The organism is Priestia megaterium, from assembly GCF_041941685.1.
Taxonomy (GTDB): Bacteria; Bacillota; Bacilli; order Bacillales; family Bacillaceae_H; genus Priestia; species Priestia megaterium_C.
This window is the reverse complement of sequence record NZ_CP130958.1, coordinates 238,976-254,578: the sequence shown is the minus strand read 5'-3', so window position 1 is coordinate 254,578 and position 15,603 is coordinate 238,976. Positions and strand designations below refer to the sequence as shown.

Here is a 15,603-nt window from a genome sequence, read left to right as displayed (position 1 = left end):
TTTTGACAAGTTACATCCTATTTATTTAACTGCGGCTTGTTCAAATAATTCATTTAGTACCGCGGGATAAAATTGATGTTCAATTTCATGAATGCGGGCCTCAACGGTTTCTCTTGTATCGCCTTTTTCAATGCGAATAGCCTGCTGATCAATAATTGGCCCTGTATCCATTCCTTCATCTACAAAATGCACGGTAATTCCAATCACTTTTACTCCTGCATCAAAAGCTTGACCAATAGCATCAATCCCAGGAAATGCAGGTAAAAGTGACGGATGAATATTAACAATACGATTTTTGTATGGCTTAAGCAACGTCGAACCAACTAATCGCATATATCCTGCTAAAACAAGAAATTCTACTTTAGCTGATGTAAGCTCTGCAAGAATTGCTGCTTCATACGCTTCTTTATTTTCATAGTTTTTAGGCGAACAAACAAAGCATGGTATTCCACATGCTTTTGCTCGTTCAATTACGTATGCATCCGGTTTATTACAAACAACAAGCGCAATATTTGCTTTTAATCGACCTGACTGAGTTGCTTCGTAGATGGATTGAAAGTTACTGCCGTTTCCAGAAGCAAACACTGCAATATTTATCATGCAAACGTCCCTCCAGCAAATTCAACACCTGTTCCTTCTTTTACACGTCCGATAACAAATGCTTTTTCGCCTTCGTTTTCAATTGCTTCAATGACTTTATTCATATCTTCAGGTTCAACAGCTAAAACAAATCCGATTCCCATGTTGAATACTTCAAACATTTCTTTACGGTCCAGCTTGCCTTGCTCTTCAAGGAAATCAAACACGTATGGAATTGGCCAAGAACCGTAATCGATTTCTACACCTAAACCTTCAGGAAGCATACGAGGGATATTTTCAACAAATCCGCCTCCAGTAATATGAGCCATACCTGCAATCTTAGCTGCATGTAATGCTTTTAGGACCGGCTTCACGTATATTTTTGTTGGCGTTAATAACTCAACTCCGAGCTTTTCATTAAAACCAGCGTAAGTTTCGTGAAGATTTAATCCTTGATCATCAACGATTTTACGTACAAGAGAGTAGCCGTTGCTGTGAATACCGCTAGATGAAATACCGATCAACAGCTGTCCAGCTTTAATCTCATCTCCAGTAATAATTTCTGACTTTTCTACTGCTCCTACTGTAAACCCTGCAAGATCATATTCATCTTCTTCGTATAAACCTGGCATTTCAGCTGTTTCTCCGCCAATTAACGCACAGTTGGATTGTTCACAGCCGTCTGCAATTCCTTTTACAATCGACTCAATTTTTTCAGGAACTGCTTTCCCGCAAGCAATATAATCTAAGAAGTAAAGAGGCTCTGCTCCTTGTGCTAAAACGTCGTTTACACACATGGCCACTGCATCCACACCAATTGTGTCATGCTTATCCATTTGAAAAGCAAGTTTCAATTTTGTTCCTACTCCATCTGTACCAGAAACAAGAACAGGCTCTTTTAAATTCAATGTAGATAAATCGAACATTCCGCCAAAGCCGCCGACTGTTCCCATAATACCTGCACGAGCAGTGCGTTCTACGTGCTTTTTAATACGTGAAACAGCTTCATATCCTGCTTCTAAGTCAACTCCAGCTTGTTTATATGAATATGACATGTTGTCACTCCTTTTTTACGTTAAAACTAACAAGTTACCTTTTCATGAGGGTGTACAGTATCTGGATAAATTTCAGTTGGATACTTTCCAGTGAAACATGCCATACACTGTCCGCCGTTACCTTCATACTGTCTGCCGATTGCATCTACTAACCCTTCGTTGCTTAAGAAAACAAGTGAATCAGCTTCAATCAATTCACGAATTTCTTCAACAGAGCGCGTAGCAGCAATTAGCTCAGAGGATGACGACGTGTCAATTCCATAAAAACATGGATTTTTAATAGGGGGTGAACTGATGCGTACATGTACTTCAGTTGCTCCTGCTTCTCGAAGCATCCGAACAATGCGACGGCTTGTTGTGCCGCGAACGATAGAATCATCTACCATGACAACACGTTTACCCTCTACAATTTTACGTACAGGAGACAGCTTCATTTTTACACCTTGTTCACGCAATTCTTGTGAAGGCTGAATGAATGTACGGCCTACGTATCGATTCTTAATTAAACCTAATTCGTATGGAATTCCTGACTGTTCTGCAAAACCGATCGCTGCTGAAATACTCGAATCCGGAACGCCTGTTACAACGTCTGCTTCAATCGGTGACTCAACTGCAAGTTGTTTCCCAAGGTTTTTACGAGCAGAGTGAACATTGATTCCATCAATATTGCTATCTGGTCTTGAGAAATAAATATATTCCATACTGCAAATTGCGCGGTTTACGTTTAATGTGAAACGTTCTGATTGAATACCTTCATCGTTAATAATGAGTAATTCACCCGGCTCTACATCACGCTCATGAACTGCTCCAACAATATCAAACGCACATGTTTCAGAAGCTACTACATAAGCATCACCTAATCGCCCAATTGATAACGGACGCAATCCATGAGGATCAAGTGCAACCATCATCGTATCTTCTGTTAAGATAACGAATGCGTATGCGCCTTTAACCATGGATAAAGCATTTTTTACTTTATCTTTCATATCTTCATAGCCGCTTCGTTTAATTAAATGAGCAAGTACTTCTGTATCCGATGTTGATTGAAAAATACTCCCTTGGTTTTCCAGCTGATGCTTTAATGCATTTGCATTAACCAAGTTTCCATTATGAGCTAACGCAAGGCTTCCGCTATGAGAGCGGAAGTGAAGGGGTTGAACATTTTCAAACCCTCCCCCTCCAGCTGTTGCATAACGAACGTGTCCAATTGCTGCTTTACCGTTTAGTTGCTCTAACTCTCCGTGGCCAAATACTTCGTTAACAAGACCGACACCTTTCATTACTGTCACTTTTTCTCCGTCTGTTACAGCAATACCAGCGCCTTCTTGTCCGCGGTGCTGCAAGCTATGCAAACCGTAATAAGCAATCTGGCTTGCATTTTCATGTCCCCATACACCGAATACGCCACATTCTTCGTTTAAGCCTTTGATTTCAGCAAGCATGGAAGCGCTCCTTTCCAAGCAGTAGTTAATTCTTCAACTGATAATTGAACAAGAACATTTTCTTGATGTTTAACAGTTAATGTTGCGTCTTCTGTTACGCGTCCTACTAATGTTCCATCTTGTACAAGCATTTCGAATTTTTCTTTATTCTCTGGAGAAACCGTTACGATAAAACGTGATTGTGTTTCACTGAATAGCTCTGCTGTTGCTTCGCCGTCTACCGTTACGTCCACACCTAATCCGCTGCCGTTCATCACTTTTTCAGCTAGGGCTACCGCGAATCCTCCTTCTGCAATATCGTGAGCAGATTGAACTGCACCTTCACGAATTGCTTGAAGAAGCTGATCTTGACGTGTTTTTTCAACTGCTAAATCTAATTTAGGTGAATGCCCAAATACCGTACCGTTTTCTAGTACTTTTTGAAGCTCAGTACCTGCGAATTCTGCTTCAGCTTTACCAATAACATAGATTAAGTCATCTTTTTGCTTCGCATATTGAGTTGTAATATGGTTGATATCGTCGATCAAACCAACCATTCCGATAACAGGAGTTGGGTAAATTGCTTCACCTTTTGTTTCATTGTAAAGAGATACGTTACCGCCGATAACCGGAGTCGATAGCTCACGGCAAGCGTCGCTCATACCGTCTGTTGCTTTTTCAATTTGCCAGAAGATTTCTGGTTTTTCAGGGTTACCAAAGTTTAAGCAGTCTGTAATTGCAAGAGGCTGTGCACCTGAACATACAAGGTTACGAGCAGCTTCTGCCACTGCAATACGGCCGCCTACTTCTGGGTCTAGGTATAAATAGCGAGAGTTACAGTCTGTTGTCATCGCTAATGCTTTATTTGTATCACGTACACGAACAACCGCCGCATCAGATCCAGGAGATACAACTGTGTTTGTACGTACTTGATAGTCATATTGGTTGTAAACCCACTCTTTGTTTGCAATAGTAGGCTGTTTTAAAAGTGTTACTAACATATCACTGTGATTTTCAACAGTAGGAGCATATGCTGATTGCTCTTGGAACTCACGATAGTATGCTGGTTCTTGAGATGGCTTGTGGTATACCGGTGCATCTTCTGCTAATGCATCTACAGGAACATCTGCTACTACTTCTCCGTTATGAGTTAAACGAAGGCGCTTATCGTCGGTTACGTGACCAACTGAAACAGCTTCTAATCCGTATTTTTCTACGATTTCTACGATTTCATTTTCACGGCCTTTTTCAACAACGATGAGCATGCGCTCTTGAGATTCTGAAAGCATCATTTCATATGGCGTCATACCTGTTTCACGCTGAGGTACAAGATCAAGGTTCATTTCAATACCAGAACCTGCTTTACTTGCCATCTCTGCTGAAGAACTTGTTAAGCCCGCAGCACCCATATCTTGAATACCGACTAGAGCGTCACACTTGATAAGTTCTAAGCACGCTTCAAGAAGAAGTTTTTCCATAAATGGATCTCCTACTTGTACAGCAGGACGTTTTTCATCTGACTGATCAGATAGTTCTTCAGAAGCAAATGTTGCGCCGTGGATGCCGTCGCGGCCCGTTTTTGCTCCTACGTACATAACCGTGTTGCCAACGCCTTTAGCTTGACCTTTTTGAATGTCTTCGTGATTAATTAAACCCACACACATAGCGTTAACAAGCGGATTTCCTTCATATGAAGCTTCAAACTGAATTTCTCCGCCTACTGTTGGGATTCCTACACAGTTACCGTAACCTGCGATTCCCGCTACTACTTCCTCAAACAAATGACGAACCTTTGGAGATGTTAATTCACCAAAACGCAAAGAGTTTAAAAGTGCAATCGGTCTTGCTCCCATTGAAAAGACGTCACGAATGATACCACCTACACCAGTTGCTGCTCCTTGATAAGGTTCAATCGCTGATGGATGGTTATGACTTTCGATTTTAAATACAACGGCTTGGTTGTCACCAATATCAACGATACCAGCTCCTTCACCAGGACCTTGTAATACTTTTTCACCCGTGATAGGGAATTTTTTCAGTACAGGCTTAGAGTTTTTATAACTGCAGTGCTCTGACCACATAACAGAGAATAAGCCTGTTTCTGTATAATTAGGAGTACGACCAAGCAGTTGCTCTACATTCGCAAACTCTTCGTCTGTTAATCCCATGTCTCGATATAACTTTTGTTCTTTAATTTGCTCTACATTTGGTTCAAGAAGTAACGACATTTTGTTCCCTCCACTGCTTTACGATTGATTGAAATAATTTAAGTCCGTCCGCGCTTCCTAAAAGATCGCTTACCGCTCTTTCTGGGTGAGGCATCATTCCTAATACGTTGCCTGTTTCGTTCGTAATCCCTGCAATATCTTGAAGACTTCCGTTTGGATTATCACCTGCGTATTGGAAAAGAATCTGGTTGTTTTCAATCAATTTTTGTAACGTGTGTTCATCACAATAGTAGTTGCCTTCACCGTGTGCCACTGGAATAGCAATTACTTCATCTTTGCCATAAGCATTTGTAAACATTGTTTCATTATTAGCTACTTTCAAATTCACTGTTTTACAGATGAATTTTAAGTTTTCATTACGGCGCATAGCACCTGGCAGTAATCCTGCTTCTAATAAAATTTGGAATCCATTACATACACCTAGTACTGGCTTTCCTTGGCTTGCTGCTTTCTTTACAGCGTCCATTACATTTGAGAAGCGAGCGATAGCACCTGAACGAAGGTAATCTCCATATGAGAAACCACCTGGAAGCAAGATACCATCATATTGATCTAATGATTCTGTATCGTGCCAAACGTAATCTACTTCTTCACCAAGCTCATCTTTGATGGCATGATACATATCGACGTCACAGTTTGATCCTGGAAAAACAATTACAGCAAATTTCACTGTACGACAACCTCCTCAACCTCGTAACGGTAATCTTCAATTACTGTATTAACTAAAAGCTTTTCACACATTTCTTTTACGCGTTCATCTAATGAATCTGTGCTGTCGATTGTTAGCTCTAAAAATTTACCGATGCGTACTTCTTCTACTTCTTCATAAGACATACGGTGCAATGAATTTTTAACGGCTACTCCTTGAGGGTCTAATACACTTTCTCTTAATGTGACAAATACTTTTACTTTATACATGGTTGGGTTATCCTCCGATTCGCTGTAAGATTTTTTCATATGCTTCTGTTAAACCGCCTAAATCTCTGCGGAATACATCTTTATCTAATTTTTCGTTCGTATGAACATCCCAGAAGCGGCAAGTGTCAGGTGAAATTTCATCTGCTAAAATAATGTCGCCTTGAGAAGTACGGCCGAATTCTAATTTAAAATCCACTAAGAAAATGTCTTTATCTTTGAAAAATTTCGATAATATTTCGTTGATTTGAAGTGCTTGTGCCTTTAAACTATCAATCTCTTCTTGAGTTGCAGCTTTAAGGAAAATCGCATGTTCTGCAAGAATTAATGGATCCCCAAGCGCATCGTCTTTGTAGTAAAGTTCAACGATTGGCTGTTCAAAACGAATACCTTCTTCTACGCCAATTCGCTTCGCAAGGCTTCCTGCTGTAGCATTTCGTACAACAACTTCAAGCGGAACAATTTCTACTTTCTTAACCGCTTGTTCATGATCTGAAAGCTGCTTCACAAAGTGAGTTGTAATCCCTTGCTCATGTAACATTGAAAATAGTAAACTACTAATTTGATTGTTCAACTGTGCTTTTCCGCTAATCTCCGCTTTTTTCTGACCGTTGAATGCTGTAGCTTCATTTTTATAAGCAACCCACAATACATCTTGCTCATCAGTAGCGTAAATCTTTTTCGCTTTTCCTTCATAAAGTAACTCTTGCTTTTCCATGCTGTCACCTCTACATACAGAATATTCAGATACACTTTCTTAGATAAAGGCAAGGACGTGCCTTGCCTTTTTTATTAAAGACCTAAACGTTCAAAAATCATATCTACATTTTTTAAATGGTGCTTATGATCGAAACAATCTTCAATCTCTTCTGGTGATAAGTGGCGAGTAATGCGTTCTTCGCCTTCAATTAAAGAACGGAAAGGAACTTGCGTTTCCCATGCTTCCATTGCTTTTGGCTGTACTAAGTCGTATGCTTCTTCGCGTACCATGCCTTTATTGATTAGTGTTAACAGTACACGCTGTGAGTAAATTAATCCTAGTGTACGATCCATGTTGCGCTTCATGTTGTCAGGGAATACTGTTAAGTTTTTAACAATGTTTGCAAAACGATTTAACATGTAATTTAAAGCAATCGTTGCATCAGGTAAGATGACACGCTCTGCCGATGAATGAGAGATGTCACGCTCATGCCAAAGCGGTACATTATCATAAGCTGTAACCATATAGCCGCGAATTAAGCGAGCAAGTCCCGTTACGTTCTCAGAACCGATTGGATTACGTTTATGAGGCATTGCAGATGATCCTTTTTGACCTTTTGCAAAGTACTCTTCAACCTCACGTGTTTCACTCTTTTGAAGACCGCGAACTTCTACTGCAAATTTCTCAATAGATGTCGCAATTAACGCTAGTACTGACATATAGTGTGCATGACGGTCACGCTGTAATGTTTGCGTAGAGATTGGTGCTGGTGAAATTCCCAACTTCTCACATACGTATTTTTCAACGAAAGGATCGATGTTAGCGAACGTTCCAACTGCTCCTGACATTTTACCGAATTCCACTTCAGCTGCAGCACGTTTTAACCGCTCTAGGTTACGCTTCATTTCTTCGTACCATAATCCCATTTTCAAACCAAATGTCGTTGGCTCAGCGTGTACACCGTGCGTACGTCCCATCATAACCGTATACTTATGTTCTTGAGCTTTTTCCTTTAGTACTTCTACAAAGCGCTCTACGTCACTTAGCAAGATTTCATTAGCTTGCTTTAATAAATAAGATAGAGCTGTATCAACTACGTCAGTTGAAGTCAAACCGTAGTGTACCCACTTGCGCTCTTCACCAAGCGTTTCAGATACTGCACGAGTGAAAGCTACTACGTCATGACGCGTTTCTAGTTCAATTTCATTGATGCGGTTAATATCAAAAGATGCATTTTGACGAATTAACTTCACATCTTCTTTCGGAATATGTCCTAATTCTGACCATGCTTCGCAAGCTAGAATTTCAACTTCTAACCAAGCTTTAAATTTATTTTCTTCTGTCCAAATAGCTGCCATTTCTGGTCTTGTATAACGTTCAATCATGTTGTTACTTCCTCCGTTCTTTCCCAAATTCCTAGAGATTCGGCTTTTTCTATCGCCTCATCTATCTTATCAGCTAATACCGTGATATGTCCCATTTTTCTCTTCTCTTTTGCAACTTTTTTTCCGTACAAATGCAAGTGCATATCATCTAAACATTCGATTTTTGCCATTGTGTTCTCAATGTGTTCCCCTAATAGGTTAACCATAACAGCAGGTTTTAATAAAGTCGGCTGTGCTAGGGTCCAGTTACAAATGGCTCTTACATGCTGCTGAAATTGAGAAAGATCACAAGCATTGATTGAATAATGACCTGAATTATGAGGTCTAGGTGCCATTTCATTTATATAAAGCTGACCTTCTTCAGTTAGGAACATCTCAACTGCTAATGTACCAACTAAATCTAATCCTTTTGCTATTTCTTGCGCATATTGAAGAGCTTTCGCTTCTTGATCTGCTGTAATACGTGCCGGAACAATCGTTTGGTGCAAAATATGATGCTTATGAATGTTCTCAGCTACTGGTAAACATACCGTTTCGCCTTTTGCATTGCGGTGTACAATAACTGATACTTCTTTATCTAAGTTCATCCACTGTTCTACAATGCATTCCGACTGTGCTAATAGTTCAGCTGCTTCACGAATATTATTCTCATTTTTCACTAGAACTTGCCCTTTACCGTCATATCCGCCTCGGCAAGTTTTTACGACACATGGATAACCAATTGTTTCGACAGCTTTTAAAAGTTTTTCTTCAGTCGTAACGATTGCGTAATCAGGAACGTCTAGATTAAGCTTTGTAATCATTTCTTTTTCTAAACGACGATTTTGTGTAACGGCTAGTAAATGACTGCCCTGTGGCACGTAGCATTTTGTTTCTAGCCATTTCATCATCTCAACATCAACGTTTTCAAATTCATAGGTGATGACATCTGACACTTCAGCAAGCTGTTCAACCGCTTTTCTATCATCATAGTTGCCAATGACTTTAATATCTGCTACTTGACCGCAAGGAGAATCTTCTGTTGGTTCAAGCACTGCAATGTAATAACCCATTTCTTTAGCAGATAGTGCAATCATTCTTCCTAGCTGTCCACCGCCCACGATTCCAATTGTTTTACCAGGAGGTATAAGTAAATTAGACAAGTTGATCACTACTTTCTAACACAGATGATTTAATAGACTCTCTACGATTTTCAAGTTGATCACTTAGCGTTGGATCCTGTGTTGCTAAGATTTGTGCTGCTAGCAGGCCAGCGTTCGTAGAACCAGCTTTTCCAATAGCTACAGTAGCTACCGGTACGCCGCCTGGCATTTGAACAATCGATAAAAGTGAATCTAAACCATTTAAGTTACTTGATTTAACCGGTACACCTATTACAGGTAAAATTGTTTTTGCAGCAATCATACCAGGTAAGTGAGCAGCGCCACCAGCGCCAGCAATAATAACTTTAATTCCTCGTTCTTTAGCAGTTTCAGCGTACTCAAACATATAATCCGGCGTTCGATGTGCTGATACAACTTTCTTTTCATATTCAATATTTAATTCATCTAAAATGTCACACGCATATTTCATAGTGCTCCAGTCTGACTGACTGCCCATTACAACAGCAACTTTTACATTCATGAATAAAAGCTCCTTTTTCACGTTATAAAAAAACCTAGGGTACGTTATGGCTCACTAAAGGAAAGCCACAACTACCCTAGGTTTCATGTATCAACATTCCTTTTGAAAAGGAATCATGTTTACCTATTTAGTAATTGTACTCTCCTCATAGTCCAATGATTTACGGTCATCGGGTAGAAACTCGTGGGCCATATTCCCACTATTATATGAGGTTTCGGATATCTCAATTGACAACTTAATAATAACAGCCAAACCAGAAAAAAGTCAACCCAAAAATCGAATGTTTACTATTTTTATCATTAAAATGTTCGTATTTAGAGACTTTTGCCCTCGAAAACAATCTGTTGTCTTACTGGAACGTACTCTTTTTTACCATTTATTTCTTTTTCTTCAAAGATAGGCTTTTCCATGCGTCGAACGGGCATATACCCATCTTTTTTCATCCGATCTAAACAACTTGCGATTGTTTCATTTTCCTGTAATTCGTATAGTACTTTTTTTGATTTCTTACCCAAAATGCAGCCTCCAGTTCGAAAGAAGTTTCTTACAACGTCAAAAAGAACTTTTATAATAAAAAATTAAATGAATCCACTATAGTGTAACATAATTTAAAAGTTAAATTCACGCTGTAATTTTTAGAAACAAAAAAGACTAGTCATTGAATGACTAGTCTTTTTATTGGCCTGGCAACGTCCTACTCTCACAGGGACAAAGTCCCAACTACCATTGGCGCTAAAGAGCTTAACTTCCGTGTTCGGTATGGGAACGGGTGTGACCTCTTCGCTATCGCCACCAGACAAGAGATTGTTCTCTCAAAACTAGGTAACAGTTTGCTGAGTAAAGCTTACGCTTTTAAAAGTTTGGTTAAGTCCTCGATCGATTAGTATCAGTCAGCTACACATGTCGCCACGCTTCCACCTCTGACCTATCAACCTGATCATCTTTCAGGGATCTTACTAGCTTGCGCTATGGGAAATCTCATCTTGAGGGGGGCTTCATGCTTAGATGCTTTCAGCACTTATCCCGTCCACACATAGCTACCCAGCGATGCCTTTGGCAAGACAACTGGTACACCAGCGGTGTGTCCATCCCGGTCCTCTCGTACTAAGGACAGCTCCTCTCAAATTTCCTACGCCCACGACGGATAGGGACCGAACTGTCTCACGACGTTCTGAACCCAGCTCGCGTACCGCTTTAATGGGCGAACAGCCCAACCCTTGGGACCGACTACAGCCCCAGGATGCGATGAGCCGACATCGAGGTGCCAAACCTCCCCGTCGATGTGGACTCTTGGGGGAGATAAGCCTGTTATCCCCGGGGTAGCTTTTATCCGTTGAGCGATGGCCCTTCCATGCGGAACCACCGGATCACTAAGCCCGACTTTCGTCCCTGCTCGACTTGTAGGTCTCGCAGTCAAGCTCCCTTGTGCCTTTACACTCTACGAATGATTTCCAACCATTCTGAGGGAACCTTTGGGCGCCTCCGTTACATTTTAGGAGGCGACCGCCCCAGTCAAACTGCCCACCTGACACTGTCTCCCGGCCCGATCAGGGCCGCGGGTTAGAATTTCAATACAGCCAGGGTAGTATCCCACCGACGCCTCCACCGAAGCTAGCGCTCCGGTTTCTCAGGCTCCTACCTATCCTGTACAAGCTGTACCAAAATTCAATATCAGGCTACAGTAAAGCTCCACGGGGTCTTTCCGTCCTGTCGCGGGTAACCTGCATCTTCACAGGTACTATAATTTCACCGAGTCTCTCGTTGAGACAGTGCCCAGATCGTTACGCCTTTCGTGCGGGTCGGAACTTACCCGACAAGGAATTTCGCTACCTTAGGACCGTTATAGTTACGGCCGCCGTTTACTGGGGCTTCGATTCAGAGCTTCTCCCAAAGGATAACCCCTCCTCTTAACCTTCCAGCACCGGGCAGGCGTCAGCCCCTATACTTCGCCTTGCGGCTTCGCAGAGACCTGTGTTTTTGCTAAACAGTCGCCTGGGCCTATTCACTGCGGCTCTCTCGGGCTATACACCCTACCAGAGCACCCCTTCTCCCGAAGTTACGGGGTCATTTTGCCGAGTTCCTTAACGAGAGTTCTCTCGATCACCTTAGGATTCTCTCCTCGCCTACCTGTGTCGGTTTGCGGTACGGGCACCTCCCGCCTCGCTAGAGGCTTTTCTTGGCAGTGTGGAATCAGGAACTTCGGTACTATAATTCCCTCGTCATCACAGCTCAGCCTTTATGATGAGCGGATTTGCCTACTCATCAGCCTAACTGCTTGAACGCGCATATCCAGCAGCGCGCTTACCCTATCCTACTGCGTCCCCCCATTACTCAAACGGCGGGGAGGTGGTACAGGAATATCAACCTGTTGGCCATCGCCTACGCTTTTCAGCCTCGGCTTAGGTCCCGACTAACCCTGAGCGGACGAGCCTTCCTCAGGAAACCTTAGGCATTCGGTGGACAAGATTCTCACTTGTCTTTCGCTACTCATACCGGCATTCTCACTTCTAAGCGCTCCACCAGTCCTTACGGTCTGACTTCGCTGCACTTAGAACGCTCTCCTACCACTGACATCTAAGATGTCAATCCACAGCTTCGGTGATACGTTTAGCCCCGGTACATTTTCGGCGCAGAGTCACTCGACCAGTGAGCTATTACGCACTCTTTAAATGGTGGCTGCTTCTAAGCCAACATCCTGGTTGTCTAAGCAACTCCACATCCTTTTCCACTTAACGTATACTTGGGGACCTTAGCTGGTGGTCTGGGCTGTTTCCCTTTTGACTACGGATCTTATCACTCGCAGTCTGACTCCCATGGATAAGTCTTTGGCATTCGGAGTTTGACTGAATTCGGTAACCCGTTGGGGGCCCCTAGTCCAATCAGTGCTCTACCTCCAAGACTCTTACAACATGAGGCTAGCCCTAAAGCTATTTCGGAGAGAACCAGCTATCTCCAGGTTCGATTGGAATTTCTCCGCTACCCACACCTCATCCCCGCACTTTTCAACGTGCGTGGGTTCGGGCCTCCATTCAGTGTTACCTGAACTTCACCCTGGACATGGGTAGATCACCTGGTTTCGGGTCTACAACCACATACTAAACGCCCTATTCAGACTCGCTTTCGCTACGGCTCCGCCTTATCAGCTTAACCTTGCATGGGATCGTAACTCGCCGGTTCATTCTACAAAAGGCACGCCATCACCCGTTAACGGGCTCTGACTACTTGTAGGCACACGGTTTCAGGATCTCTTTCACTCCCCTTCCGGGGTGCTTTTCACCTTTCCCTCACGGTACTGGTTCACTATCGGTCACTAGGTAGTATTTAGCCTTGGGAGATGGTCCTCCCAGCTTCCGACGGAATTTCACGTGTTCCGCCGTACTCAGGATCCACTCAAGAGGGAACGAAGTTTCAACTACAGGGTTGTTACCTTCTTCGACGGACCTTTCCAGGTCGCTTCATTTACTTCGTTCCTTTGTAACTCCGTATAGAGTGTCCTACAACCCCAAGAGGCAAGCCTCTTGGTTTGGGCTAATTCCGTTTCGCTCGCCGCTACTCAGGAAATCGCATTTGCTTTCTCTTCCTCCGGGTACTTAGATGTTTCAGTTCCCCGGGTCTGCCTTCAATATCCTATGTATTCAGATAAAGATACTGCTCCATTACGAACAGTGGGTTTCCCCATTCGGAAATCTCCGGATCAAAGCTCACTTACAGCTCCCCGAAGCATATCGGTGTTAGTCCCGTCCTTCATCGGCTCCTAGTGCCAAGGCATTCACCGTGCGCCCTTTCTAACTTAACCATTAGCGAATAAATGGTACAACATAATGTTGTGTTATTTATTGGTTTGATTAAAGAAAAGTTTCACTTTTCCTCAGCAATTACTGTTATCTAGTTTTCAAAGAACAATCGCAACCAAAATTCTTCTTATCTAATAAGAAGAAAGTAGTGTGCTTTCTATAATTGAGAGATTGAACTCTCAAAACTGAACAAAGTGTCAAAACGTACGTCATGTAAAAATCCTTAGAAAGGAGGTGATCCAGCCGCACCTTCCGATACGGCTACCTTGTTACGACTTCACCCCAATCATCTGTCCCACCTTAGGCGGCTAGCTCCTTACGGTTACTCCACCGACTTCGGGTGTTACAAACTCTCGTGGTGTGACGGGCGGTGTGTACAAGGCCCGGGAACGTATTCACCGCGGCATGCTGATCCGCGATTACTAGCGATTCCAGCTTCATGTAGGCGAGTTGCAGCCTACAATCCGAACTGAGAATGGTTTTATGGGATTGGCTTGACCTCGCGGTCTTGCAGCCCTTTGTACCATCCATTGTAGCACGTGTGTAGCCCAGGTCATAAGGGGCATGATGATTTGACGTCATCCCCACCTTCCTCCGGTTTGTCACCGGCAGTCACCTTAGAGTGCCCAACTAAATGCTGGCAACTAAGATCAAGGGTTGCGCTCGTTGCGGGACTTAACCCAACATCTCACGACACGAGCTGACGACAACCATGCACCACCTGTCACTCTGTCCCCCGAAGGGGAACGCTCTATCTCTAGAGTTGTCAGAGGATGTCAAGACCTGGTAAGGTTCTTCGCGTTGCTTCGAATTAAACCACATGCTCCACCGCTTGTGCGGGCCCCCGTCAATTCCTTTGAGTTTCAGTCTTGCGACCGTACTCCCCAGGCGGAGTGCTTAATGCGTTAGCTGCAGCACTAAAGGGCGGAAACCCTCTAACACTTAGCACTCATCGTTTACGGCGTGGACTACCAGGGTATCTAATCCTGTTTGCTCCCCACGCTTTCGCGCCTCAGCGTCAGTTACAGACCAAAAAGCCGCCTTCGCCACTGGTGTTCCTCCACATCTCTACGCATTTCACCGCTACACGTGGAATTCCGCTTTTCTCTTCTGCACTCAAGTTCCCCAGTTTCCAATGACCCTCCACGGTTGAGCCGTGGGCTTTCACATCAGACTTAAGAAACCGCCTGCGCGCGCTTTACGCCCAATAATTCCGGATAACGCTTGCCACCTACGTATTACCGCGGCTGCTGGCACGTAGTTAGCCGTGGCTTTCTGGTTAGGTACCGTCAAGGTACGAGCAGTTACTCTCGTACTTGTTCTTCCCTAACAACAGAGTTTTACGACCCGAAAGCCTTCATCACTCACGCGGCGTTGCTCCGTCAGACTTTCGTCCATTGCGGAAGATTCCCTACTGCTGCCTCCCGTAGGAGTCTGGGCCGTGTCTCAGTCCCAGTGTGGCCGATCACCCTCTCAGGTCGGCTATGCATCGTTGCCTTGGTGAGCCGTTACCTCACCAACTAGCTAATGCACCGCGGGCCCATCTGTAAGTGATAGTCGAAACCATCTTTCAATCATCTCCCATGAAGGAGAAGATCCTATCCGGTATTAGCTTCGGTTTCCCGAAGTTATCCCAGTCTTACAGGCAGGTTGCCCACGTGTTACTCACCCGTCCGCCGCTAACGTCATAGAAGCAAGCTTCTAATCAGTTCGCTCGACTTGCATGTATTAGGCACGCCGCCAGCGTTCATCCTGAGCCAGGATCAAACTCTCCGAAGAAATGTTTGACTTGCTCAATTTAAAAAATAAAAATTAACGTTGACGTTTGTCGCTTTGTTCAGTTTTCAAAGTTCAACCGCCGCTCTTAAGCGACTTTACTATCTTATCAAGTTATTAACGTAAT

The 15,603-nt window shown here is 43.3% G+C and carries 11 protein-coding genes, 3 rRNA genes and 1 riboswitch; all 14 genes read right to left on the bottom strand.

Annotated features, from left to right (window positions below; all coding sequences use genetic code 11):
- Positions 1-21 precede the first annotated feature (21 nt).
- The 14 genes from purN to Q5794_RS01375 all read right to left on the bottom strand — a co-directional run bounded on the left by purN (position 22) and on the right by Q5794_RS01375 (position 15,479).
- Entirely contained in the window at positions 22-600 is a 579-nt protein-coding gene (gene purN, locus Q5794_RS01440; RefSeq protein ID WP_014461934.1) for a phosphoribosylglycinamide formyltransferase, read from the bottom strand.
- The gene (gene purM, locus Q5794_RS01435; RefSeq protein ID WP_028412529.1) at positions 597-1,634 is read right to left on the bottom strand and encodes a phosphoribosylformylglycinamidine cyclo-ligase; all 1,038 of its coding nucleotides are present in this window, start codon (positions 1,632-1,634) and stop codon (positions 597-599) included. The genes purN and purM overlap by 4 nt, the downstream gene beginning before the upstream one ends.
- A gap of 26 nt (positions 1,635-1,660) precedes the next feature.
- On the bottom strand, positions 1,661-3,076 hold the full coding sequence (purF, locus tag Q5794_RS01430; protein WP_013055041.1) for an amidophosphoribosyltransferase: 1,416 nt from the start codon (positions 3,074-3,076) through the stop codon (positions 1,661-1,663).
- Positions 3,052-5,283 (bottom strand): phosphoribosylformylglycinamidine synthase subunit PurL, encoded by a 2,232-nt coding sequence (purL, locus tag Q5794_RS01425; protein ID WP_214987538.1) that lies wholly within the window; start codon positions 5,281-5,283, stop codon positions 3,052-3,054. The genes purF and purL overlap by 25 nt, the downstream gene beginning before the upstream one ends.
- On the bottom strand, positions 5,267-5,953 hold the full coding sequence (purQ, locus tag Q5794_RS01420; protein WP_013055039.1) for a phosphoribosylformylglycinamidine synthase subunit PurQ: 687 nt from the start codon (positions 5,951-5,953) through the stop codon (positions 5,267-5,269). Before purQ ends, purL begins: the two co-directional genes overlap by 17 nt.
- Positions 5,950-6,201 carry a phosphoribosylformylglycinamidine synthase subunit PurS gene (gene purS, locus Q5794_RS01415; RefSeq protein WP_013055038.1) on the bottom strand — a complete coding sequence of 84 codons (252 nt, stop codon included), beginning with the start codon at positions 6,199-6,201 and terminating at the stop codon, positions 5,950-5,952. Before purS ends, purQ begins: the two co-directional genes overlap by 4 nt.
- A 7-nt stretch (positions 6,202-6,208) precedes the next feature.
- Positions 6,209-6,916: a phosphoribosylaminoimidazolesuccinocarboxamide synthase gene (gene purC, locus Q5794_RS01410; RefSeq protein ID WP_013055037.1), complete on the bottom strand. Its 708-nt coding sequence runs from the start codon at positions 6,914-6,916 to the stop codon at positions 6,209-6,211.
- A 74-nt stretch (positions 6,917-6,990) separates the two neighbouring features.
- On the bottom strand, positions 6,991-8,283 hold the full coding sequence (gene purB, locus Q5794_RS01405; protein ID WP_013055036.1) for an adenylosuccinate lyase: 1,293 nt from the start codon (positions 8,281-8,283) through the stop codon (positions 6,991-6,993).
- A complete protein-coding gene (purK, locus tag Q5794_RS01400; protein ID WP_192997790.1) occupies positions 8,280-9,425 on the bottom strand; it encodes a 5-(carboxyamino)imidazole ribonucleotide synthase in 1,146 nt (381 codons plus the stop codon). The genes purB and purK overlap by 4 nt, the downstream gene beginning before the upstream one ends.
- Positions 9,418-9,906 (bottom strand): 5-(carboxyamino)imidazole ribonucleotide mutase, encoded by a 489-nt coding sequence (gene purE / locus Q5794_RS01395; RefSeq protein WP_013055034.1) that lies wholly within the window; start codon positions 9,904-9,906, stop codon positions 9,418-9,420. The genes purK and purE overlap by 8 nt, the downstream gene beginning before the upstream one ends.
- 128 nt (positions 9,907-10,034) lie before the next feature.
- Positions 10,035-10,136, bottom strand: a riboswitch (purine riboswitch).
- Positions 10,137-10,220: 84 nt separating this feature from the next.
- Positions 10,221-10,421 (bottom strand): NETI motif-containing protein, encoded by a 201-nt coding sequence (locus tag Q5794_RS01390; protein ID WP_057240125.1) that lies wholly within the window; start codon positions 10,419-10,421, stop codon positions 10,221-10,223.
- Positions 10,422-10,587: 166 nt separating this feature from the next.
- Positions 10,588-10,703, bottom strand: a 5S ribosomal RNA gene (gene rrf / locus Q5794_RS01385).
- Positions 10,704-10,766: 63 nt separating this feature from the next.
- Positions 10,767-13,702 (bottom strand): 23S ribosomal RNA (locus tag Q5794_RS01380).
- A 225-nt stretch (positions 13,703-13,927) separates the two neighbouring features.
- A 16S ribosomal RNA gene (locus Q5794_RS01375) occupies positions 13,928-15,479 on the bottom strand.
- The 16S, 23S and 5S rRNA genes sit together here, the layout of an rRNA operon.
- Positions 15,480-15,603: the final 124 nt, after the last annotated feature.